The following is a 22,359-nucleotide window of genomic DNA, read 5'->3' on the forward strand; positions in this document are numbered from 1 at the left end:
TACCCGGCAGAATGTCCGCTATGAGGGCAACGCTGGTGGGGGTTCTGTCGGTCATGGGTGTGCTCGCCGGGTGCGGTACGGCCACCTCGGTGCAGCCGTCCCCCACCGGTCCCGGCGTCCTGACCCTGAAGGAGGCCTTACCTCCCAAGCCCGGCGGAGAGGTGGGCTCGGCGTCGGACGAGTTCGACGTCGCCAAGAATCTGGCGGTCTGGAGCAAGCTGAGCGACACCGAAAAGGACCTCGATCGGATCGCCAAACTCGATGTCAGCACGACCGCCAAGGGCTCGCTGTACTTGGAGCCCAAGGTTTCCGCCTGGTTCGACGGCTTCCGTGGCCCGTTCGTCTACCAGGAGCTCGCCGGGAACATCGTCATGCACGCGCGGCTCAAGGTCGAGGGCAAGAAGGGCGCCAAGCCCACGCAGAAGTTCTCGCTCGGCGGCCTGATGGCCAGGGTGCCCAATTCATCCGGTAACGCGAACTGGATGTCGGTGACCACCGGCACGGCCGACACGAGCGGCCAGCTGGAGATGACCTACACCCAGAACGGCAGTTCCGCGCCGAAGGAGGTCAAGGTCAAGGCCGGCTGGGTGGAGTTCGTCCTGGCCAGGATCGGGACCGCCGCGGTGGCCCTGTACAAGGAGGACGGCGGCGCCTGGAAGGTCGGCCAGCGATGGCCGGCGAACCTTCCCGAGGTGCTGCAGTGGGGCATGACCGCCTACACCGACTGGAACAGCTACAACACCCTCAAGAAGGACGCCGCCAAGGGCAACGCCCAGCAGGTCAAGGGCACGCCCGATCTCAAGATGACCGTCGACTTCGTCCGGTTCCTCCGGCCTGAGCTGCCCGACTACGCGGACGCGCTCAACACCGCCTCGGTGCCGGACGACGTCCTGATCAAAGTGGTGACGCCGTCCGGTGCCTGAGCGCCTTGGCCTGGTAGTTGTCCGGTGTGCGGGCGAAGCTCGCCCGGTCGTCGTCGGTGAGCTCGCGCACGATCTTCCCGGGCACCCCGGCGACCAGTACCCCGGCCGGGATCTTCTTGCCCGGACCGACCAGGGCGCCGGCGGCGACCAAGGTGCCCGCGCCGACGCGGGCGCCGCCGAGCACGATCGCGCCGATGCCGATCAGCGCACCGGCTTCGACATGGGCGCCGTGCACCATGGCCTTGTGGCCGAGACTGACCCGGTGCTCCAGGACCGCCGGCTCGCCTGGGTCAGAATGGAGGCAACACAGATCCTGTACGTTGCACTCCTCGCCGATCTCTATCCGCTCGTCGTCACCCCGGAGAACGGAGCCGTACCAGATGCTGGACGCCCGGCCCACCCGAACCCTGCCCACCACGACGGCGCCTGGCGCGATGTACGCCTCGGGATGAATGTCCGGGACTGCTCCGTTGTCCAACGCTGCGATGTACACCCGTCACATCGTAATTCCCACCCCAGGTCTGGTGTTCCGGTTGCGGACGTGGGCAGATGGCAGGAAAGTCGATTCCTGACGTCTCGCCGCCAGACCCTTACAAGCCGCCGGTTTCCCCCGCCTCACGCAAACCCTTAGGTAACCCCCATGACAAACCAGCACGAGAGCATTCCCGATCTGATGCAAGAGGACACCTTCGAAGTCGTGATGCGCGGCTACAACCGCCGTCAGGTGCACGACTACATGATCCGTACCCGTAACCAGGTCCGAGATCTGGAAGAGCGGCTGGCGCGGGCGATCGACCAGGCCGAACAGGGCCGTGTCGAGCTGGCGGAGGCCAGGCGGCGCATGGTGGAGGCGCCGCAGAGCTACGAGGACCTCAGCCCCAGGCTGGCGCAGATCCTCCGGCTGGGCGAGGAGGAGGCCGCCGCCAAGAAGGAGGACGCGGAGGCCGAGGCCGTCAGCGTGCGCGACGCCGCCAAGTCGGAGGCCGACCGGCTGGTCACCTCGGCCCGTGAGACGTCGGACAACATGCTCACCTCCGCCCAGTCGGAGGCCGAGCGGCGCGTGGGCGAGGCGACGGCGGCCGCCGAGCGCATGCTGGCTCAGGCGGGTGCCGACGCCGAGGAGAAGCTGACCAGCGCCCGCACCGAAGCCGAGGACACCCTGCGCGAGGCGCGGGCCGAGGCCGACAACGTGCTCACCTCCGCCAAGCAGGAGGCCGAGCAGCTCGTCGGGTCCGCGAACGCGGAGGCGGAGCGGACGCTCGCCGACGCTCGCGCCGAGGCCGAGTCGACACTGGCGGCTGCGCAGCAGCGGGCCGACTCGCTCGACGAGAACGCGGGGCGTCGCGTCGAATACCTGAGCAACACGCACACGGAGGTCGTACGGAGGCTGACCGAGATCAGCTCCGTGCTCGGCGACCTCATGCAGACCGAGGGCAAGGCGGGGCCGCTCGTCATCGAGCCGGCCACCGCGCCCGAGGCCGCCGCTCTGGAGGCCGCCCCGCAGGAGGACCCTGAGGCGACCCACCAGATCGACCAGGTCGACCAGGTGCGGGAGTTCCAGGAGGTCCAGGAGCCGGAGCACGTGCCGACGCCGCAGGACGACGTGCGGGTCATCGTCGAGGACAACCCGGCCGAGCGGACGGCGGAGGTCGAGCGGCCCGTCTCCGACGACACGGACGTGGACATCATCGGCCGCCTCTCGGACGTCCGCCGCTAACCGACGGGTGCCCCCTAAGGGGGAGCGGAAGAACGGATGCCCGGCGCACTCGAAGGGCCCCGCCATGTGGCGGGGCCCTCTTCACGTCCCACGGGCGGAAGCCTCCGCCCCCGATCGGGTCGGAGGCTTCCGCGATCGTGGCCCCTATGGGGGCCCGGTGCCGGAGCCGCCGAGTCGCTGGACCCGGCACCGGGCTGCTCGCGAGCGTCCGCGGCGCACCGCCGGAGCGGTCCGTCGCGACGCTGTCACGGAGGCGCTTGACCGGCTCGCGGCTCGTGCTCGCCGGCCCTGCTCTCCTGATCCCGGAGTTGCTCGCGCAGGCCCTCCGGGTCGTCGGCGTCGATGGTCATCGCACACCCGGCCTCGCGCTGCGCGGCGCTGAGCGGGTGATGTCGCGTGGCCCACCAACGGCCGGCGTCGCTCCGCCAGATGGTCCACAGTGCGAACTCCCGGGCGATGTCGGCTAGATGCCGATCAAAGGACATCTGATCATCCCTCCGGGACCCGCGCAGGTTCCATCTCCTTGAAGCGTGCGTCACATCTCTAGAGAAGGCAATGATCGCAAGGGACAGGTCAACCTATCGCTTGACATTTCTGCTTGACCTAGGCGTCGAAGTCGTACTGAAGTACGTACGCCGCCGAGTCCAGCACCATCTCGTTGAGCTCGACGGGCTGGCCGTTCGCGGTGTAGGCGGTCCGGGTGATCACGATCACCGGCGTGCCGCCGGGCAGGTCGAGCAGCCCGGTCTCGCGCGGTCCCGGCATCCTGGCGCGCACTTCCTCGGTGAAGTGGGCGGGTGGCAGGCCGAGATCGCGCAGCCGCGCGTACACGCCGCCCGGTCCCGTGTCGGGGGCGGTGATGGCGCTGCCCTCGACCAGGCCGGCGGGGAAGTACGAGGTGGCCAGCTGCACCGGCCGGGCGTCGACCGAGTAGCGGCGCCGCCGTACCCACACCTCGCCGCTTTCGAGGACGCCCGCGACCTCCTCGCGCGCCCGCTCGCGCGCCACCTCCACCTCGTCCACGGTGAAGGGCCGGCCACGGGTGTCGGCGTCCCAGATGGTGCGGCCCTGACCCCATTGCTCACGGGAGAGCCGGCGTGAGCCGTGCCGGCGTATCGGTTTGAACAGTCGCACGTAGACCCCCGAGCCTCGCTTCGGTACCGCCAGCCCCTCGTTGATCAGTACGGCGAGCGCCTGCCTGGCGGTGGCGCGGGCGATCCCGTAGTCGGCCATGAGCGTGTTCTCGCCCGGTAGCCGATCCCCGTCGCGCAGTTCGCCGGACAGGATCCGGGAGCGGAGACCGTCGGCGATGCGTCGATAGATCGGGGGTTCGTGGGATACCGGGACTTCAGACACGTTCGACCACCCTCTGTCACCAACCCGTTTGGCGTCTCCAGAGAACTTGCCCCGTCTTGTCCACGATCGCACAGATAAGGGGGATGGTCGCGAGCTTCTTTTGAGCGAATCATGCCCGTGTGGTGAAGTCGGTGGGGTTTCAGCGGGCCGTTACCTTGGAACGGTCCCGGCCGCTACTCGGCTCGCCCACCAGCGGCGAGTAATCAGCGCGGCGAGCACGGCTCCCGTGGTGTTGACGATCACGTCGTCGATGGAGGAGAGGCGGCCCAGCCGCAGGCCGTACTGGAGGGCCTCCACGGTGATCGAGGCGACGGCCGCGACGGCGGCGACGCGGGCCGTGGAGGCCATCCGCGCGGTGCGTACGGGCAGCAGCGCGCCGAGCGCCGCGAAAACCAGCAGGTTGCCTCCCACCTGCACCAACACGGTCTCCCAAGGGGAGCTGAGCACGTCGGCGAGGTCCATGAACGGCACGAGACTGACTCCGCTCTGACCGCTTGCCGGGGTGAGGATCATCCACACCCAGGGGGCGGTTCCGACGGCGATCCCGATGTCGGCCAGGGCGGTGCGCACGGGTGCCGGGTGGCCCGCCCGGGCGCGGTGACGGGCGAGGAGCAAGATTGCCAGTACGGCCAAGGGGAGCGCAAAGGTACCAGCAATAATGACGGTTCCCCACAAATCCCACGTCTGAGCCATCGGACCATGATGGCGGCCGTCCCGTGGTACGGGAACCTGTCCCTCGGGATAGGTACCTACGAGCGCGCCGGCAGGTGGTCGGCGAGGAAGGCGAGCGCGACCTGCCAGGCCCGCGCGGCGGCCTCCGGCTGGTGGAACATCGGCGACTCGCTGTTGTGGAAGGCGTGCCCCGCCTCCTCCTCGACGTGCGTGAGCACGTTGGCCCGGCCCGCCGCGGCCTGCTCGACCGTGGCCACCTGGTCGCGCGGGATGTACGGATCGCTGCCGCCGAACACCAGCAGCAGGGGCGAGCCGATGCGCTCCATCAGCCCGGCCGCCTCGGGCACGGCCGAGCCGTAGAAGGACAGCACGGCGTCGAGCTCGGTCTGGGTGGCCAGCATGAACGCCAGCGAGCCGCCCAGGCAGAAGCCGAGCGCCCCGCAACCGCCGCTCACCTCCGGCAGCTCGCGCAGGTGGGCGAGGGTGAGCGCGCAGTCGGCCACGGCCTGTGGGACGTCGAAGCGCCCGGCCAGTTCGATCGAGGCGGCCGTGCCCTCGGGGGTGTGCTCGCCGATCCAGTTGGGCTGGAGCCGCCAGAACAGGTCGGGCGCGGCCACCACGTAGCCGAGGCCGGCCAGTTCCTCCGCCACCTTCGCGATGTACGGCCCGACGCCGTAGATCTCCTGGATGAGCAGGATGCCGGGCCCGCTGCCGCCGTCGGGCAGCCAGACATGGACGTCGAAGGAGCCGTCGTGGGCCGTGATGCGTTCTGTGCGCTTCTGCATGGAGTCAAGGATGGCGATCCACGGGTGGTTTGTGCAGCAAGACGGGCCGGTGTGGCACAGATCGGCTATGTACGGCATGGCGCCTGAAGCCGCCGGAGGAGACGATGTTAGAGAGATTCCAGGGCCTACCCAAGGAGCAGCCTGATGCAGGACGAATGGTCAGAGGCGGTAGACGCCCGTGCCCACGCGGCCGACCGGTTGGCCGAGGCCGCGCGCTCGGGCAAGCCGTGCGCTCCCGTCAGGGACATGGTCACCACCGCCGCCGAGGCCTATGCCGTGCAGGAGATCAACACGCGGCGGGCGCTGGAGGCGGGGCGGCGGCTGGTCGGCAGGAAGATCGGCGTCACCAACCCGCTGATGCAGAAGCAGTTCGGCATCGACGAGCCGGACTTCGGCATGCTTTTCGCGGATATGGCCTACCTCGATGGGCTTCCTATCCCGGTGGAGCGGTTCCTGCAGCCGCGGGCCGAGGCGGAGGTCGCGCTGGTGCTCGGCCGCGACCTGGTCGGCGGGCCGTTCACGGCGGCCGAGGTGATCAGGGCGGTGGAGTTCGCGCTGGTGGCCATCGAGATCGCCGACTCCCGCATCGCCGACTGGGACATCACGCTGGCCGACACGGTCGCCGACAACGCCTCCGCGGGCGCGTACGTGCTGGGCAACACACCGGTCTCCCTGATGGGCTTGGACCTGCGGCGGGCCGCGATGACGATGACGCGCGGCGGCCAGGAGGTCTCGACCGGCTCGGGCGCCGCCTGCCTGGGCCATCCGCTCAACGCGGCCATCTGGCTGGCCGGCCGGGTCGGCCGTACCGACCACGCGCTGCGGGCCGGAGACGTGGTGCTGACCGGCTCGCTCGGGCCCATCGTGCCGGTCGGGCCGGGCGACGACTTCGAGGCGCACGTCGAGGGCCTGGGGTCGGTCCGCGCGGTGTTCTCCTCGTGAAGCCGCGCGGTGTTCGCCTCGTGATGCCGAGGGCGCTGCCGAGTCCTTCCCAGCACGGGGCTTGAGGGGAGCGCCGGTGCGCGGGCCACTCCTCGGGCTGGTGGTGCTGATGGCGGCGGGCTGCGGTGTCTCGCCCACGCTGGAGTCGGAGCCGGATCCCACGCTCAAGGTCGGCGCGATCATCTCGCAGACCGGGGTCTACGCCGTGCTCGGCGACGACATGGAGGCGGCCATGCGCCTCTACCTGGAGCAGCACGGCGGCAGGCTGGGCGGCAGACCGGCCGCGCTGGTCGTCGCCGACGACGCGGGCAACCCGGAGAAGGGGCAGCAGCAGGCCAGGTCGCTCATCGCGCGCGATCGGGTGAGCGTGATCACCGGTCTGCTCGCCTCGCCGGTCGCGGTGTCGGTGGTCAAGGAGGCGGCCGGCACGCCGGTGGTGATCGCGAACGCCGGCGCCGACGAGCTGGGCGGGCCCGGCGTCTTCCGAGTGTCGTACACCAACCACGCGCACGGCTACGCGGCGGGCAGGTACGCCGCCGAGCGGTACGGCAAGGCGGGGGTCGTGCTGATGGCCTCCGACTACTCGGGGGGCACCGAGACGCTCGACGGCTTCACCGAGGGCTACGGGGTCAAGCCGCTCAAGCGCATCCTCACGCCGTACGGGAAGTCCGAGGACCTGGCGCCCTATCTCAAGAGCATCCCGCCGGACGCCAAGCTCCTGTACGCCTTCTACGCGGGCGGCGAGGCGGTCACCTTCGCCAAGACCTTCAAGCAGCTCGGTTACGACACCAAGATCGACCTGCTGGCCTGCCAGAACCTCGCCGACGAGGACGTGCTGGAAGCCCTCGGGGCCGACGCCGAGGGGATCACCAGCGTCGGACTCTACTCACCGGCGCTCACCACCCCCGAGAACGCCGCGTTCGTGGCCACCTGGAAGGCCAAGACGGGCCGGAACCCGTCGGCCGTGGCGCTGCAGAGCTGGGACGCCATGCGGCTCATCGACCGGGCGGCCGCGCTGGGCGGCGACCTGTCCACGGCGCTCGGCCGGGTGGGCGACCTGGCGAGCCCGCGTGGCACGTTCCGGCTCGACCCCACGACGCACAATCCGGTGCAGAACTGGTACGTGCGTAAGTACGAAGATGGCATCAACCGGGTCATCGCCACGATCCCCCCAGAAAGGAAGTAATCGCGTGCTGGATCGCGACCGCTGCCTCGCGCTGGACGCCGAGGATCCGCTGCGGGACTTCAGGGATGAGTTCGTGCTGCCCGAGGGCGTCGTCTACCTGGTGGGCAACTCGCTCGGCGCGCTGCCCCGCCGTACCTCCGAACGGGTGCGGCAGGCGGTCGAGGACGAGTGGGGCGGCCACCTCGTCGGCGGGTGGAACCACGCGGGGTGGTATGCCCAGCCGCTCACCACGGGCGACCGGCTGGCCCCGCTCATCGGCGCGGGCCCCGGCCAGGTCGTGGTGGGCAACACCACCTCGATCGCCATCTATCAGGCGGTCGCGGCCGCCACGCGGCTGCGACCCGACCGGCGGGTGATCGTCTCCGACGTTCGGAACTTCCCCACCGACCACTACATGGTCCAAGGGCTGGCCAGGACGCTGGGCGGCTACGAGGTCCGCGACTTCGCCGAGGGACGGTTCGACGACGCGGCCGTGGTGCTGCTGTCCGAGGTCGACTACCGCACCGGCGCCCGCCACGACGTGCCCGCGGTGACCGCGCGGGTGCACGCGGCGGAGGCGCTGATGGTGTGGGACCTGTGCCACAGCGTCGGCGCCATGGAGGTGGACGTCTCGATGGCCGACTTCGCGGTCGGTTGCACCTACAAGTACCTCAACGCGGGTCCCGGCGCGCCCGCGTTCCTCTACGTGAACCCGCGCCACCAGGCCGCCGCCGAGAACGTCCTGTCCGGCTGGAACGGTCACGCGGAGCCGTTCGCGTTCGAGCGGGACTACCGGCCGGCCGAGGGGATCAGGAGGTTCGCGGTCGGCACCCCGCACGTGCTGTCGTTCGCGGCGCTGGAGGCGGCGCTCGACGTGTGGGAGCGGGTGCCGATGCGCCAGGTCCGGGCCAAGAGCGTCGCGCTGACCTCACTCTTCATCGACCTGGTCGGCGACGCTCTGGAGCTGGCCTCGCCGCGCGAGGCCGCCGAGCGGGGCAGCCAGGTCAGCCTCTACCACCCCGACGGCTACCCGGTGATGCGCGCGCTCATCGACCGGGGCGTGCACGGCGACTTCCGCGCGCCGGACATCCTCCGCTTCGGCTTCGCGCCGCTGTACACCCGGTTCGTGGACGTGTACGACGCCGCCGCCGTCCTGGCCGAGGTGCTGGACAAGGAGCTCTGGCGGGAGGAGAAGTACGCCCAGCGGCTCGCGGTCACCTGAGCGGCCGAGCGGGTCACCTGAGTGGCTGAGTGCCTCCCTCTTGGGAGTGAGGCGGAAGATCGCCTGCGTCGGCGATCCGGGCGGAGGGCGTGATCGACAGGATTGAGGCAGTCGAAATACCGCCTCTCACCTGGAGATATCCATGAAGCGCACCTATGCCGCCGCTGTCGTCCTCGCCCTCTCGGTCGCCGCCACCGCCCAGGCCGCCGACGCCTTCACGGGTACGCGGGTCGTGGCTGAGGTGGGCGTGCCGCCGATCAACGCGGCGGCGCTGCAAAAGAGCATCGAGGGCCTGCCCACCGCCGACGCCACCGCGGCGGACGTGCGGGTGAGCGGCTCGGCGGGCTCGTGGCGGGGCGTGTCCGGCGTGACGGACCTGCGGACGAAGCAGCCCGCCAAGGCCGGGGCCCGGTTCCGGGCGGGCAGCGTCACCAAGACCTTCACGGTGTCGGTGGTGCTCCAGCTCGTCGCCGAGGGCAAGCTGTCGCTCGACGGCACGGTCCAGGAGTACCTGCCCGGCCTGCTGCCCGCCGGCTACCCCGCGGTCAAGGTCGGCCAGCTGCTCAACCACACCAGCGGGCTGCCCGCGCCCAAGGTGAGCGATGACTTCGCCGACGTCTACGCCACCCGGTTCGAGAAGTGGACGCCCGAGGAGTACGTCGCCAAGGCGGTGGAGAACCCGATCGAGTTCACGCCCGGCACTCAGCAGCACTACCTGAACACCAACACCTTCGTCGCCGGCCTGCTCATCGAGAAGATCACCGGGCGCTCCTACGAGCACGAGGTGACGACCAGGATCCTGCGGCCCGTCGGCATGACCGACAGCTACCTGCCGGGCACCTCCGTCCGCATCCGGGGCAGGCACAACCAGGGCTACCAGACCGTACCCCAGGGCTTCCCCGACGCGATCAAGTACGGCGCGGGCTACGTGGTGAACATGACCACGACCAGCGTCACCTCGACCTGGGCCTCGGGTGACCTCATCTCCACCACCGCGGACCTGGAGAAGTTCGTCAAGGCGCTGTTCGGCGGCAAGGTCGTGCCCGCCGCGCAGTTGGCGCCGATGTTCACGGTGCCGCCGGTGAAGGCGTACGGCGGCAAGGGCGAGGCCGTCTACACCTCGGGCCTGGCCAGGATGGAGCTGCCCGGCGGTCTCGTGGCGTACGGCAAGACCGGCGCCAGGTGGGGCAGCGCGGCCGGCATCGGCGCCACCCGCGACCTGAGCCGCACGCTCGTCTACTCGGTCAACTCCACCGACGCCAAGAGCTCCGGCCAGAACCAGCGCGCCCTCGCCATCGCCCTGGCCGCCTTCACGAAGTGACCCGAGTGGGGTGAACGCGGGTGATCAGGTCTCGCCGTCGAGCACCTTGATCGCCCGCTTCGGCGCGATCGCCCGATAGCTCTCCTCGACCCAATCGAGCAGCACCTCGGACTCGGGCAGCTCGGCCAGGAACGGCACCGTCACCCACCCGGCCTTGCCCAGCCCGTAGCCGCTGGGGGCGGCGCCCTCGACGGTCAGCGCGTGGCCGCGCGCCTCCGACAGCAGCTTCACGGTGAAGGACGGGTCCCACTTCTCGGTCCGCTCGTCCATGCCGAGGAAGACGAACACCTTCTTGTTCACCTTGATGACCGTTTCGCCCCACGGATGATCCTCGTGCGTCTCCGGCAGCCCGAGCGCGAACACCCGCAGTCGCTCCCGTACGTCCTGCCAGTCATCCATGCCTACGGACGCTACCCAACGCGCCGGAACTCGGCCAGCTTGGCGTCGATCCGGTCCCTGATCTGGTCGCGGGCCTCCATGCGCGGCACGCCCGACATGAGCAGCCGGTCGTAGTCGGTGTCGAGGTGGCGGATCGAGGCCACCAGGGCCAGCGTGATCGCGTTCTCGTCGAGCGCCCGGGCCGCCGCCGTACGCCCGACCCGGCCGCTGCCGCGCTGACCGGCGTGGGCGGCCACCTCCTGGGCCCGCGCGGGCGGGCAGCCGGGGAAGAGCCGGGCGATCTCGGCCGCCATCCGCGCCTGGTATTCGACGTCCTGGTCCGCCCGGCGCTCCCGGTCGCGCTCGCGGCGGCGCAGCCGCACCTCCTCGTCGGCCAGGCACCGCTCCTCCGCCGCCGCCATCGCGTGCTCCTCGACCAGCAGCCCCTGGCGCTGGTAGACCTTGCGCCGCCGGTTGTACTGGACGACCACCGCCGACAGGCCGCTCTCCTGCTTCGCCCGGCGGCTGAGGGCCGCGTTGCCCGACGGCAGGAAGACCAGATGGTCCATGTCAGCGCAGGTCAGACAGTGGGGATCGTCCTCTTCCATGATCAGATAAGGGCCCGTGTCGCCGCAGGTCGCGCACGTCCAGGCGTTGAGCGGGGCCACCACCACCAGGTCGGGTGCCTTGCTCTGCCGCTCGGTGAGTTGCCGCACCCGGGCCTCGCTGAGGTCGGGGGAGAGCCAGTGGACGCGGAACGCCTCCTGCCCGTGGTCGGCGGTGAAGCGCAGCTCGCGGCGGTCGCGGCTGCCGGAGACATAGGGGGTCTCCACCGGCCGCAGCCCCTTGGCGGTCGCCCAGTCCTTCAGCAGCGCGGCGGCCATGACCAGCCGGTCGTCGTCGACGGGCGCGAGCTCGGACAGCGTGGCCGCGCGGCCCTGCCGCCAGGTGTCGACGTGCCGCGAGTGCACCCAGCGCAGGCCGGTCACCACGTCGATGAAGGTCACGTACTTGCGGCCGGCCAGCGCGATCTCGGCGGCGTCCGCGACCCTGCGGGCCAGATTCGGCTTGCTCATCGCTCCAGTCTCCCGCGCCTTTGCCGGGAGATGGCCCGGTCGGACGTATTCCTCGTGCCGGTCCCGGTAAGTAGTCAGGCGGATCAGGATATGGGGGAAATCGTGCGCCTGCTCTGGCTCGCCGTGCTCGTGCTCCTCACCGCCTGCGGGCCGATCGGGCAGGGCCCGCTGCCGGTCGTGACGGGGGCCTTCGGCGCCAGACCGGTCATCACGATCCCCGACGGCGAGCCGGATCCCCTGCCGCGGGTGACGGTGCTGTCGGCGGGCAGTGGGCGGCCGACCATGCCGGGTGACGTGGTGCTGGCGAATGTGGAGGTTCGCCGGTGGTCGGGAAACCTGCCGTACGCGAACACGTACGACGCCCATCAGCCCGTCAGGGTCGTCTTCGACGGGCGGCATGTGCCGGACTCCTGGCGCGAGGCGCTCATCGGCCGGCCGGCGGGCAGCCGGGTCATGCTCGTCGGTCCCGCGGCCCTCTCGTACGGCCCCGGTCCGCCGCTCGGCGGGACCCGTCCGGCCGAGACGCTGGTGCTGGTCTTCGACATCCTGGGCGGCTACCCGCCGGACGCGCGCCTGGTCGGGCGGGCCCTGCCGGACGTGCCCGACGACCGCTCGCCCCGCGTCCTCATCGGCGGCTCCGGCCCTCAGGTGCGGGCGGGCGCGAAGGTCGTCGTCCAGTACGTCGCGGTGGAGTGGCCGGGCCGCCGGGTCGTGGACTCGTCGTACCGGCACGGCGGCCCCAGCGCCGTCACGCTCGGGCCGGAGGCGGCGCCGCCCGGCTGGGTGGCCGGTCTGGCCGGTCAGCGCGTGGGCGCCCGTGTCGCCTTCCCCGCCGAGGCGGGCCGTTCCTTGCTGTACGTCGTCGACATCCTCGACGTGCTCGAAACCAGATAAACGAAAACAAATAAAACGGCCCTGACACCGGAGGGGATGTCAGGGCCGTCGCACTTCAGCCGAGGGGGATCAGCCGCAGTGCTCGGAAGGGCTTTCGTAGGTCGCCGTGCCGACCGAGCCGCCCCACTTCACGCACTTGTCCTCCGCGGCCGCCCTGACGGGACCCGCGTAGTAGGTGAAGCTGCCCGAGTCGCTGACCTTCGCCTTGCCGGTCACCTGAAGGAACGCGCTGGTCGCGCTGGCCTTGCCGAGCGAGGTCTTCTTCAGCGTGGCGACGCAGTTGTTGGCGTTGGTGCTGTTGTAGAGCAGGTAGACCGTGCCCGAGGTGCCGAGGGCCTGCGAGTCGATCACCTTGTAGCCGGTGCCGCAGACCTTCTCCGCCGTGTACGGGTTGGTGCCGCCGCCGGAGCCGCCGCCGACGTAGCTCATGTACTTGTTCCAGTCCCAGTGCGAACCGGGGTCGGTGTGGTCCGAGCCGGGCACCTCGACGTGGCCGATGATGTGGCTGCGGTCCTTCGGAATGCCGTACCGGTCGGCGATGTTCCTGGTCAGCGCGGCCGACGAGCGGTACATCTGGTCGGTGAACCACGAGGCGTCGTTGATGAAGCCCTCGTGCTCGATGCCGACCGACCGGTGGTTGTAGGAGCTGACACCGGCGTGGAAGGCGCGGTTCTTCTCGCGCACCATCTGCGTGATCTGACCGTCGGACGAGCGCACCACGTAGTGGGCCGACACCTTGGCGGCGGAGTTCTGGAACCACGAGATCGTGCCCGCGTACGAGCCCTGGGTCACGTGGATGATGATCCGGTCGATCTTCTCGTCGGTCGGCCGGTTGGACACGGCGTAGTTCGACGAGCTGGCCGCGGCCCAGAGAGCCCCTGGATAGTCGGTGGTGGCCGCGAGCATGCGCGGGTCCGCGTCGTCGTACTTGCCGCGGTCCGGCTCCACGACCTTCGCGGTGGCCTTCACGCCGGCGGTGTTGACGCCGTTGGCCAGCACCTCGTAGACGGCGTCGGCGTAGATCCGGGCGGTGCTCTCATTGGCCGCGCCGCCGTACGCGGCGACCGCCTCGTACCACTTGGCGGGGTCCTTGCGCTCGGCCGCGGTCAGGCCGAGCTTGTCGGCCTTGGCGCGCAGCACGGCGGCGCCGCCGAGCACGTTGGTCGCGTCGTCGGTCTTGAGCTTCGCCGCGGTCTGGGACGTGATCTTGGCCGCGTCCTCCAGCGCCTTCGTGGTGGGGTTGCTGACCAGGTGCATCACGCCGTAGCCGCCGCTGGCGCTGGGCTCGCCGCCATGGCCGTCGAGGTGCGTCTCGGCGTAACCGAGCGCGACCAGCAGGTCACGCGGCACCTCGTAGGTGGCGGCGGCCTTGTCGAAGGCGGCCGAGAGGGTGACGGCGCTCGCCTGGGTGGCGGTCGCCTGGGCGGTGCTCATCAGGGCCGCCTGCGGGGCGCCCACGACGAGCACACCGGCCACCAGAAGCTTCTTCATCATGATCAGGACCCGCAATGCTCGGAGGGACTGTTCTATGCGCTGACGCCGGCTTCGCCGCCCCACGTGACGCGCTCACCGGCCGCCGCGGCGGTCACCGGGCCCGCGTAGGAGGCGAAGTTGCCGGAGTTGTGATCTTTTGAATGGATCTGTGGGACTAGGGTCGGCATTCGCCGCACAAGAATCGTCCAGAACCGATACAAAAGGTGGTCAGGCCTCTAAAGAGGAGCTGATGCACCATGTCGGTCACCTTTCATGTTCTTGGGCCGTTGGAAGTCCGATCGTCGGGACGGTCCGTACGGATCTCCGGCAAGAAGCCGAGGGTCCTGCTAGCCACGTTGTTGCTGGACAGCGGCCGTATCGTCGGCGCCGACCAGCTGGTCGAGGTGCTCTGGCCCGATCGGCCGCCACGCTCCGCACAGGCGAACTTACGCACGTATGTCAGCTCCTTACGGACGGACCTCGGTGCCGAGTACCTGCGCGGCGACGGCTCCGGCTACGCCATCGACGTACCGGACGGCGCGCTGGACCTGCTCGCGTTCGAGGAGCTGGTCGCGCAGGCCCGTTTCGCCGACGCGCTCGCGCTCTGGCGCGGGGCGCCGCTGGCCGACTTACCGGGCAGCCCGCTCTGGGACCGCCGCCTCGAACCGCTCAACGAGGTACGGTTACGCGCCGCCGAAGAGCTGATCGGCCAGCGGATCGAGAGCGGCGACCACGCCGGGGCGATCACCCAGCTGCGCGGGCTGCTGGTGGAGCACCCCTACCGGGAAGACCTGTGGAGCCGTCTCGTCCTGGCGCTGAACCGGGCCGGCCGCAAGGCCGAGGCGCTGCGGGCCTACGCCACGATCCGCGCCCAGCTGGTGGACGAGCTCGGCGTGGAGCCGGGCGCGGACCTGCGGCGCGCCCACGAGTCGATCCTGGCCGACGAGGCCCCGCCGGTCGCGCCCCGGCAGCTGCCGCCGGATCTGCCCGACTTCACCGGCCGGGCCGACGAGCTGGCCCTGCTGGCCAAGCCCTTCTCCGTCGCGGTCGTCTCCGGTTCGCCGGGGGCCGGGAAGTCGGCGCTGGCCGTACACGCCGCCCATGGCCTGCGGGACGCCTACCCCGGCGGGCAGCTCTACCTCGAACTCGACGGCAGGGAGCCGGCCGACCTGCTGGCCGAGGCGCTCCGGGCGCTCGGCGTGGAGACGCCGCCGCCGACGATCCACGAGCGTTCGGCGCTGTTCCGGTCGCTGCTGTCCAAGCGGCCGATGCTCGTACTGCTCGACGACGCGCTCGACGCCGCCCAGGTACGGCCGCTGCTGCCCGGGAACGACTGCGCCGTCATCGTGACCAGTCGGCGCCGGATCACGGAGTTACCCGGCTCGATCCAGGTCGACCTCGGAGAGCTGTCCGCGCACGACGCGCTGACGCTACTCGGCAGGATCATCGGCATGGATAGGGTGTCCCGCGAGCCTGAGGCGGCCCTGGCGATCGTGGAGGCGTGCGGGCGCCTGCCGGTGGCCGTACGCAGCGCTGGATCGCGGCTGGCGGGCCGGCCGGGCTGGTCGCTCTCGGTGCTCAGGCAGCGGCTGGACGACGACCGGCTGAGCGAGCTGAAAGAGGTGCGGGTCTGCCTCGACCGCAGTTACCGCCACCTGCCCGACGACGCCGCCCGTACGCTGGGCACGCTCGGCCTCCTGGGCGCGGTGGCCCAGCCCGGCTGGGTGATCGACGCCGTGCTCGACAGGCACCGCGCCGACGACGTCACCGACCTGCTGGTGGACGTCAACCTGCTGGAGCTGGTCGGCACCGACCCGGTGGGCCAGCCGCGTTACCGGGTGCCCGATCTGATCCGCCGCCACGCGCTCGAACGCGGCTCCGACCGTACCGGCCTGACCAGGGTGCTCGCCGCCTGGACCGCGACCACCGAGCACGCCATGGCCCGGCTGCCCACCACCGTCTTCAGCCTCACCGCCGCCAGGGCGCCGCGCTGGCGGCTGCCCGAGCAGACGCTCGACCGGCTGACCTCCGACCCGCTGGGATGGTTCGAGGCCGAGCACGAGACGCTGGTCGGGGCCGTGAGCGTCGCCGCGGAGGCCGGGCTGGCCGAGTCGGCCTGGGGGCTGGCCGCCGCGATGGTCCCCTACTTGGACCTGCACTGCCATCTCGACACGTGGGAGCGTACCCACACCGTCGCCCTCGGTGCCGCCCGCGCGTCCGGCGACACCTACGGAGAGGCCGCCATGCTGCGCGGCCTGGCCCAGGTCTCCCTCTACCAGGACCGGTACGAGAAGGCCGTCGAGGACTTCACCCGATCCCGCCGGCTCTTCCACGACATCGGCGACCTGCGGGCGGAGGCGACCTCGATCTGCGGGCTCGGGGCGGTGAGCCAGTTCAGGGGCCGGCACACCCAGTCGCTCGGGCACTTCAAGCGCGCCCTGGCCATGTTCCTGGCGGCCGACGACCCGCACGGCGAGGCGTTCGCCAGGCAGGCCATCGGCCGGGTCTGCCTCAAGTCGGGCGACCTGGCCCTGGCGTCGGAATCCCTGGGCCAGGCCATGCGGCTGGCTCAGGAGCTCGGCGACGCCCACCGCGAGGGCTGCGTCTGCCTGCAGATGGGCAACCTGCACAAGGCCATGTCCTTCCACCGGCACGCACTCGACATCTTCGAGTCACTCGGAGACCGGCACTGCGGCGCGTACGCCCTCCAGAGCCTCGCCGGGCTGCAGGCGGCCCGTGGGGAGTGGGCACCGGCCTCCGCGGGGCTTGAGCGGTCACTGGAGATCTTCCAAGCACTCGGAGACCGGAGTGGGGAGGCGTCGAGCACGCAGATGCTGGGCGAGGTGCACCACTCGGCCGGGCGCACCGGGCTGGCACTCGACTATCTGAACCACGCCACCGTGCTGCGCCGCAGCCTGCCCGCCTAGCCCCGCGGGCCGAGGTCCGCGCGGATCACGCTGTACAGCACGCCGTCGTGCCACTCGCCTGCGCGGAAGGCGCATCCGCGCAGGACGCCCTCCCTGGTGAACCCGGCCTTCTCCAGGGAGCGCTGCTCGGCCAGGTTGCTCACCTCGGTCGACGCCTGGACCCGATTGACCGGCGAATGGTCGAACAGGTAGCGCACCAGGAGCCGCTGGGCCCGCGTGCCGTGGCCCTTGCCGCGAAACTCGGGCGCCACGATGAGCCCCATATCCCAGCAGTAGGAGATGCTGGAGGTCACCTGCTTGCTCCAGGACATAAAACCAACGCGGTCCTCGCCCTCGGCGATCAGCAGCGTGCCGCCGTCGGCGTTGAGCATCCCGTTGTCCTCCCAGCGCCGGCGGAGGCGGTGGGGATCCTGCCAGCCGTACCACTGATGGAGGCCGGTGCTCTCCTGGTCGTTGAACAGCCCGTTGAGGAAGGGCAGATCGTCCTCGGTCACGGGACGAAGATCACTCGTCATGATCCAGAGACTATGCGACGGACAAATCGCTTGAGACGGGATCGCTGGGGCATTCCAGCCAGCGCCTCAAGAGACTCGGCCGCGCTCGGGCGCTTGGCGGGAGAGTGGTCCAGCATCCGGCGCACCACGTCGGGAACGTCGGGCCCTTGGGTGTCGGCGCTGGTCGGCAGCTCGCCGGTGAGCAGCTGGTAGGCGATCACCCCGGCGGCGTAGACGTCGGAGGCGGCCGTCATCATCTCGGGCCGCTCGTGGCACTCCGGGGCCACGTAGTGGGCGTCGAGCACGTTGCCCAGCTCATGGGCGACCGTGTAGTTGCGCGCCCCGGGCTTGGCGTAGTCGAACCCCGTCAGCACCGCGTGCCCGTCGGTCACCAGCACGCAGGCCGGGGTCAGCGCCCGGTGGATGACGCCGTGGGCGTGCGCGTGGGCCAGGCCGCGCAGCAGGTCCTGGATCACGCCGAGGCGTACGCCGGTGCCCAGGCGCAGGTGCAGCGCCTCGCCGTGCACGTCGTCGAGCACCAGCACGAACCGGCTCTCGTCGTCGATGGCGAAGAAGTCACGCGAGCGCACCACGCACGGGTGCGGCGGGATGCGGGCCAGCGTCTGGTAGGCGTTGGCGATCCGCTGCCGCTCGGCCGCCCGCGACGCCTGGTCGGCCAGCGGGTCGGCCTGGTAGACCCGGAGCAGCACGGTCTCACTGCCCGGCAGCGTCGCGTTGAAGGCCCGGTATTCGGTCACCTTCGCGTCGCCCCCGAGCTGCTCCTCGACCTCCCAGTTGCCGAACCTGGGCGGCGCGGTGCTGCGGCGTACGGTCTGGTTGAGCGAGTCGAGTATCCCGGCGAGGTACGGCTTGATGCGGTGACTGCACCCGCGCCTGACCCGCGAGACGTCGCTCAGCGTGGCCAGCAGCCCGTCGAGGGTGGTGACGTTGACCGCGTCGCGCCCGGCCGGGTCGACGAGCTCGGCGTCGGGCGAGGTGAGGACCACGAGGCTGTCGACGTAGACGCGCTCCAGCCGCGTGTCCTTGGAGACCAGCAGCCCCTTCAGCGCCTTGGCGATGCCTCGCAGCTTCGTCACGGGAGAGCCGAACGCCTCCCTGCGCGGCGGGAACCAGCGCGTGCCCGACACCTCGATCCGGCCACGGGTGCCCTTGACGTCGACGACGACCAGCGAGTGGCCGGTCAGCACGAGCAGGTCCACCTCGAAGACGTCCTCGCCGCGCGGGAGCTCGACGTTGTGCAGCAACAGCCAGTCGGCGGGCGCGTGGTCGCGCAGGAATGAGATCACCCGACGCTCGGCGTCGTTGACCGGACGTCCCCCTCCGACGATCTCTGCCATGGGCCAATCCTCCCACGTTCCAGCATTGACAGCATGCTGTCGAAATGACAGCATATTGTCATGAATCGCACCGTTCACCACGCCGGATGCTGATGGCGGCATGAGCGAGGCGAGTGAGCTGCTGTCGGCGACCGCGCTGACCGCCTTCCGGCTCAACGGCCAGTTCCTGGAGGTCACCGAGGAGCTGGCCAAGCCCGCGGGGCTGACGGCGGCCTGGTGGCAGGTGCTCGGCGCGATCGTGCCCGACCCGCTGCCCGTCGCCGGCATAGCCCGGGCCATGGGCATGACCCGCCAGGGCGTGCAGCGCATCGCCGACCTGCTGGTCGAGAAGGGCCTCGCCGAGTACCGGCCCAACCCCGCGCACCGCAGGGCGAAGCTGCTGCGGCTGACCCCGGACGGGCGGGCCGCGATCGGCCAGATCGCTCCGGGCCACCAGGACCTCGCCGACCGACTGGTGGCCGAGCTGGGGGTTGCGGCGACGCGCGAAAGCCTGGAGGCACTCCAGCGCCTGTCCGCCGCCCTGGAGCGCCTGAGCGAGCCGCCGCGCGCATAGCCGTTCTGGGGACGGTTCAGCGGACCGCAGTCCGAAGGAACGGTGTCGCTTCCGAGGGCCGCTGCGCGTATAGCCGTGCCGGGAGAGTTCAGCGGGCCGTCGCCAGGATGACGCCGGAGCCGTGCGCCAGCTCGACCGCGACCAGCCGGTCATGGTTCAGCAGGGTCTGTCGCACACCCTCCTGCCTGCGGACGAACTCCTCGTCCCAGGTCACCCCGGGAAGGGGCACCATGTCGTCCACCAGCAGCACGCCACGGGGGTTGAGCGCGGCGATCGTCCGTTCGAGTCCCACCTGCTTGCCCGCACGCGCGTCGGCGAAGGTCAGGTCGAAGGGCTGACCAGCCACCCGACCCCCGCCCCCAGCCCGGTGCCCATCTCCAGGATCCGGCCGCCCTCCGGCACCTGGGCGGCCAGTACGGCGAGCAGCCGCCCGACGTCCGGGTCGCAGGAGTAGTCGAACCCGGCCGCTTCCGCCCGCTCATGGGCCACCCGCACGAGTTCTGGCAGATCAGCATTCATGACCATTTCCTATCGCACCCGCCCCGCCGCTCTTGGGCGCGGACTTATCGCGCCCGCCCCGCGGCTTTGCGCGGGATTTGTCGCACCCGCCCCCGCGGCTTGAGCACGGACAGCGTGGTGGCGGTCAGCAGCATGGCCAGCTGGCCGCCCAGTACCGCGACCTGTCCCCACTGACGGCCCTCGACAGGCCGCGTCGCGCCCGCGGTCGCGGCGGCCATCCCCTCGGGGTCGAACAGGAACATGCCCAGGCAGATGACCGACACCAGCAGCACCAGCTTGGCCAGCACCCAGTAGTGGCGGGCCAGACCCCAGTGGCTGGTCAGGGCGAGCGTGATGCCGGTGGCCAGCGCGGTGAGGCTGAGCGGGATGCCGCCCGCGAACACCAGGCTCGGCATCAGCCGGTACGCCGCGTGGGCGAGCCCGAGGTCGTCCGTCACCGTCGCCACGGTGTTCAGCACGACGAGCCCCCACACCTCGCCGAGCAACGCGACTGAGGCGATGACGTGAACGACGAGCACTCCCTTGCGTACGCGCGGCTGTGTGACCCGATTTGTTATCCCGACCACCGTTCGACCTCCGGACTCGCGGACTCCGGGCCATTCTGATCGGTGGATTCGTCCTTGACGTCCCACCACGGGCGGTGGCCGCGCTACCCCGTTCGGTGTAGTGGTGCCAAGTCCGGGGTGATCCTTGCTAAACCGGCTCGCGCGATAAGCCAATCATTCTCGATGCGCGGATAAATGAAACTCGTTTATCCGTGTACGCCGCAAGCGCATATGCCCTCCACCGGCCAGTGGCTTCGGAAAGTCGAATGCCAAGAAAACGAGGCGCCTCCTTGACCGCGAGCAGGCGTTTTTGGGTTGCGACATCGATCGGCTGCCGCGATTGCTATTGGCGGCACCTTCACAGCCCTGCACAAAACGACTAAGGCGCCGGGAATTCCGCGCCCATCAAACGGAGGAAACAAACATGATCCGTCGCATTCTCGCCGGTGCACCATCGCGGGCGCCGCTCTTGGTTTCTGCGTCTCCGCCGCTTCGGCCGATGTCGGCCCGAACCCCTACAACGGCGCCCCGTCCTTGCTGAGCCAGCTCAGCACCCTGGACGACCTCACCGGGGTGAGCGACGCGGCCAAGTACACCAACATTCCGACGACCGCGAACCTGCAGCACGTCAACCTTCACCTGCTGAACAACAACCACTGACACCCATCGCCGCATAGGCGGGAAGGTCCGCTCCCGGCTCCACGGGCACATGCCGTAGGGCCCCACGGGCACACGCCGTAGAGCTGCCGGCCGCACCTTCCGCCGGATCGACGCTTGTGCGATCCGCCTGAACCATCTCCGTGGATACTCGCGAGGCCACGGAATCCGCTCGGATGCGCACCGAGACGGAACGCCGAGCGGCCCGGGTCACGATCGCGATCACGACCCGGGCCGCGAGGTGCTCCCCTTCCGCCCGCCGCTGGAATGCCCGCCCTTAGCGGAGTGCCCGCCTCTGGCGGAATGTCCGCGCCTACCGCTGATATGCCCGCGGCTAGCGGAATGCCCGTGTCTGGCGGAGCGCCCGCGCCTGTCGCTGGAATGCCCGCGCCTAGCGGAACGCGCGCTCTTGGAAGGGCCGCTGGTGGATCGTGTGCTGGTGGAACGCGCGCTGTCGGATTGCGCGCTGCTGGGGCGTCCACTGCTGGGATGCACGCTGTCGGGACGCGCACTGTCGGAGCGGACGGTCCCGGGACGGATCACCCCCATGAAATGCGGTTTGTTCAGCGGGTCGAGGCGGACGACCTCCCCGGTGAACGGGGCGTCGACGATCTGCGTGCCGTTCACGGCCAGCCCCACGTGCTCTGGTCCCTCGCGTCGCGGTTTGCTGTCGTAGAAGACGAGGTCCCCTGGTGCGACCTGCTTCTTGGGGACCCTGGCCCCTGACCGCCACTGTTCGTGCGTCGTCGTGCCGATCGACACGCCCGCGTTCGCCCAGGCGTACTCCGTGAGGCCCGAGCAGTCGAAGCCCTTGGTCTTCTTGCCGTGCCCGATGCCGTAGCCGGGGCCCTGGGGCCCGCCGCCGCCCCACGAATACGGGACGCCGAGCATCCCCAGCGCGGCCCGCACGGCGACACCACCGGCCGCCGCGCCGCCGGTCAGCGCGCGGTCGGTTCCCGCTGCCTGCGTGCAGCGCCCGGCGCCCTTCTCGCACGTCTGACGGATGTCGGCCGTCGCGGTGCCGGGGTCCGGCGTCGTGAGTGAGCCGCACGTCAGGACCGTCAGCAGCAGGGCTCGGTTCACGTTCACTCCAGGGAGCGTTCCGCATCCCCTTTGGGGATAAAACGCCCTTTAGCCAGGCGGGGCCTACATATGGCTATAAGCTGAAGTTTGTCCACAGGGTGATATGCCGATAAATCCTGACCGATCGGGACATCTGGTCCGAATGGTGATCAGATGCTACAGGATTTGAATGGACGGCTTGCTTCAGAGTTGGTCGCGGAGCGGGGTGGAAATTCGTCGGACGGTTGTTTGTGCGGCGCGTTGATAATGCCTTTCTCTCGGCAATTCTCCGGCTCCGTGAACGGGTTGATTAATTTCCT

The 22,359-nt window shown here is 70.1% G+C and carries 24 protein-coding genes; 10 read left to right on the plus strand and 14 right to left on the minus strand.

Translation table 11 applies throughout. The annotated features are described in order from the left end of the window. Positions 1-20 precede the first annotated feature (20 nt). The gene (locus AB0B61_RS12240; protein ID WP_358431209.1) at positions 21-923 is read left to right on the plus strand and encodes a hypothetical protein; all 903 of its coding nucleotides are present in this window, start codon (positions 21-23) and stop codon (positions 921-923) included. Here the strand turns inward: AB0B61_RS12240 and AB0B61_RS12245 are convergent. After that, positions 895-1,416, minus strand: coding sequence for a gamma carbonic anhydrase family protein (locus AB0B61_RS12245; protein WP_357653961.1), 522 nt, complete (start codon positions 1,414-1,416; stop codon positions 895-897). The genes AB0B61_RS12240 and AB0B61_RS12245 overlap by 29 nt on opposite strands. A gap of 147 nt (positions 1,417-1,563) precedes the next feature. On the opposite strand from AB0B61_RS12245, the gene AB0B61_RS12250 reads away from it, so the two are divergent. Further along, complete coding sequence (locus AB0B61_RS12250; RefSeq protein ID WP_358431212.1) at positions 1,564-2,640, plus strand: ATP synthase F0 subunit B; 1,077 nt, start codon at positions 1,564-1,566, stop codon at positions 2,638-2,640. 245 nt (positions 2,641-2,885) lie between these two features. Here the strand turns inward: AB0B61_RS12250 and AB0B61_RS12255 are convergent, their stop codons facing one another. The 4 genes from AB0B61_RS12255 to AB0B61_RS12270 form a co-directional block, all read right to left on the minus strand. After that, entirely contained in the window at positions 2,886-3,125 is a 240-nt protein-coding gene (locus AB0B61_RS12255; protein ID WP_358431213.1) for a hypothetical protein, read from the minus strand. Positions 3,126-3,243: 118 nt separating this feature from the next. Continuing rightward, on the minus strand, positions 3,244-3,996 hold the full coding sequence (locus AB0B61_RS12260; protein WP_225293238.1) for a GntR family transcriptional regulator: 753 nt from the start codon (positions 3,994-3,996) through the stop codon (positions 3,244-3,246). Between the two features lie 150 nt (positions 3,997-4,146). Next, positions 4,147-4,611, minus strand: coding sequence for a VanZ family protein (locus AB0B61_RS12265; protein WP_358431215.1), 465 nt, complete (start codon positions 4,609-4,611; stop codon positions 4,147-4,149). A 134-nt stretch (positions 4,612-4,745) separates the two neighbouring features. Beyond that, entirely contained in the window at positions 4,746-5,453 is a 708-nt protein-coding gene (locus AB0B61_RS12270; RefSeq protein ID WP_358431217.1) for a dienelactone hydrolase family protein, read from the minus strand. A gap of 144 nt (positions 5,454-5,597) precedes the next feature. Between AB0B61_RS12270 and AB0B61_RS12275 the strand changes: the two genes are divergently transcribed. The 4 genes from AB0B61_RS12275 to AB0B61_RS12290 all read left to right on the plus strand — a co-directional run bounded on the left by AB0B61_RS12275 (position 5,598) and on the right by AB0B61_RS12290 (position 10,103). After that, positions 5,598-6,395: a fumarylacetoacetate hydrolase family protein gene (locus tag AB0B61_RS12275; RefSeq protein ID WP_358431219.1), complete on the plus strand. Its 798-nt coding sequence runs from the start codon at positions 5,598-5,600 to the stop codon at positions 6,393-6,395. A gap of 76 nt (positions 6,396-6,471) precedes the next feature. Further along, complete coding sequence (locus AB0B61_RS12280) at positions 6,472-7,581, plus strand: ABC transporter substrate-binding protein (RefSeq protein WP_358431221.1); 1,110 nt, start codon at positions 6,472-6,474, stop codon at positions 7,579-7,581. Next, complete coding sequence (kynU, locus tag AB0B61_RS12285) at positions 7,535-8,782, plus strand: kynureninase (protein WP_358431223.1); 1,248 nt, start codon at positions 7,535-7,537, stop codon at positions 8,780-8,782. Before AB0B61_RS12280 ends, kynU begins: the two co-directional genes overlap by 47 nt. A 142-nt stretch (positions 8,783-8,924) precedes the next feature. Then, entirely contained in the window at positions 8,925-10,103 is a 1,179-nt protein-coding gene (locus AB0B61_RS12290; RefSeq protein ID WP_358431225.1) for a serine hydrolase domain-containing protein, read from the plus strand. A 24-nt stretch (positions 10,104-10,127) separates the two neighbouring features. On the opposite strand, the gene AB0B61_RS12295 is transcribed toward AB0B61_RS12290, so the two are convergent. Both AB0B61_RS12295 and AB0B61_RS12300 read right to left on the minus strand, forming a co-directional pair. Continuing rightward, positions 10,128-10,502: an MmcQ/YjbR family DNA-binding protein gene (locus tag AB0B61_RS12295; protein ID WP_358431227.1), complete on the minus strand. Its 375-nt coding sequence runs from the start codon at positions 10,500-10,502 to the stop codon at positions 10,128-10,130. An 11-nt stretch (positions 10,503-10,513) separates the two neighbouring features. Then, positions 10,514-11,557 carry a DUF2293 domain-containing protein gene (locus AB0B61_RS12300; RefSeq protein WP_358431229.1) on the minus strand — a complete coding sequence of 348 codons (1,044 nt, stop codon included), beginning with the start codon at positions 11,555-11,557 and terminating at the stop codon, positions 10,514-10,516. Positions 11,558-11,647: 90 nt separating this feature from the next. Between AB0B61_RS12300 and AB0B61_RS12305 the strand changes: the two genes are divergently transcribed. Further along, positions 11,648-12,451, plus strand: coding sequence for an FKBP-type peptidyl-prolyl cis-trans isomerase (locus tag AB0B61_RS12305; protein WP_358431231.1), 804 nt, complete (start codon positions 11,648-11,650; stop codon positions 12,449-12,451). 69 nt (positions 12,452-12,520) lie between these two features. On the opposite strand, the gene AB0B61_RS12310 is transcribed toward AB0B61_RS12305, so the two are convergent. Then, complete coding sequence (locus AB0B61_RS12310; RefSeq protein WP_358431233.1) at positions 12,521-13,945, minus strand: N-acetylmuramoyl-L-alanine amidase; 1,425 nt, start codon at positions 13,943-13,945, stop codon at positions 12,521-12,523. A gap of 266 nt (positions 13,946-14,211) precedes the next feature. Between AB0B61_RS12310 and AB0B61_RS12315 the strand changes: the two genes are divergently transcribed. Then, complete coding sequence (locus AB0B61_RS12315) at positions 14,212-16,851, plus strand: BTAD domain-containing putative transcriptional regulator (RefSeq protein WP_358431235.1); 2,640 nt, start codon at positions 14,212-14,214, stop codon at positions 16,849-16,851. On the opposite strand, the gene AB0B61_RS12320 is transcribed toward AB0B61_RS12315, so the two are convergent. Beyond that, on the minus strand, positions 16,848-17,366 hold the full coding sequence (locus tag AB0B61_RS12320) for a GNAT family protein (protein ID WP_358431237.1): 519 nt from the start codon (positions 17,364-17,366) through the stop codon (positions 16,848-16,850). The genes AB0B61_RS12315 and AB0B61_RS12320 overlap by 4 nt on opposite strands. Then, positions 17,363-18,703, minus strand: a complete 1,341-nt coding sequence (locus tag AB0B61_RS12325) for an NERD domain-containing protein kinase family protein (protein ID WP_358431239.1) — start codon at positions 18,701-18,703, stop codon at positions 17,363-17,365. Before AB0B61_RS12325 ends, AB0B61_RS12320 begins: the two co-directional genes overlap by 4 nt. 100 nt (positions 18,704-18,803) lie before the next feature. Between AB0B61_RS12325 and AB0B61_RS12330 the strand changes: the two genes are divergently transcribed. Continuing rightward, positions 18,804-19,256 (plus strand): MarR family transcriptional regulator, encoded by a 453-nt coding sequence (locus AB0B61_RS12330; RefSeq protein ID WP_358431242.1) that lies wholly within the window; start codon positions 18,804-18,806, stop codon positions 19,254-19,256. An 88-nt stretch (positions 19,257-19,344) separates the two neighbouring features. On the opposite strand, the gene AB0B61_RS12335 is transcribed toward AB0B61_RS12330, so the two are convergent. From AB0B61_RS12335 to AB0B61_RS12345, 3 genes are read right to left on the minus strand one after another with little or no spacing between them, the layout of a single operon-like run. Continuing rightward, positions 19,345-19,602: a hypothetical protein gene (locus AB0B61_RS12335; RefSeq protein WP_358431244.1), complete on the minus strand. Its 258-nt coding sequence runs from the start codon at positions 19,600-19,602 to the stop codon at positions 19,345-19,347. Beyond that, a complete protein-coding gene (locus tag AB0B61_RS12340; protein WP_358431245.1) occupies positions 19,578-19,775 on the minus strand; it encodes a hypothetical protein in 198 nt (65 codons plus the stop codon). The genes AB0B61_RS12335 and AB0B61_RS12340 overlap by 25 nt, the downstream gene beginning before the upstream one ends. Positions 19,776-19,819: 44 nt before the next feature. Then, positions 19,820-20,341, minus strand: a complete 522-nt coding sequence (locus tag AB0B61_RS12345) for a hypothetical protein (RefSeq protein WP_358431247.1) — start codon at positions 20,339-20,341, stop codon at positions 19,820-19,822. Positions 20,342-20,854: 513 nt separating this feature from the next. Between AB0B61_RS12345 and AB0B61_RS12350 the strand changes: the two genes are divergently transcribed. Next, a complete protein-coding gene (locus AB0B61_RS12350) occupies positions 20,855-20,980 on the plus strand; it encodes a hypothetical protein (protein WP_358431250.1) in 126 nt (41 codons plus the stop codon). A gap of 219 nt (positions 20,981-21,199) precedes the next feature. Here AB0B61_RS12350 and AB0B61_RS12355 read toward each other — a convergent pair whose 3' ends face one another. After that, positions 21,200-22,060 carry an NlpC/P60 family protein gene (locus AB0B61_RS12355; RefSeq protein ID WP_358431252.1) on the minus strand — a complete coding sequence of 287 codons (861 nt, stop codon included), beginning with the start codon at positions 22,058-22,060 and terminating at the stop codon, positions 21,200-21,202. Positions 22,061-22,359 lie beyond the last annotated feature (299 nt).

Origin of the sequence: Nonomuraea sp. NPDC049158 (assembly GCF_040648335.1) — a bacterium.
Classification (GTDB): Bacteria; Actinomycetota; Actinomycetes; order Streptosporangiales; family Streptosporangiaceae; genus Nonomuraea.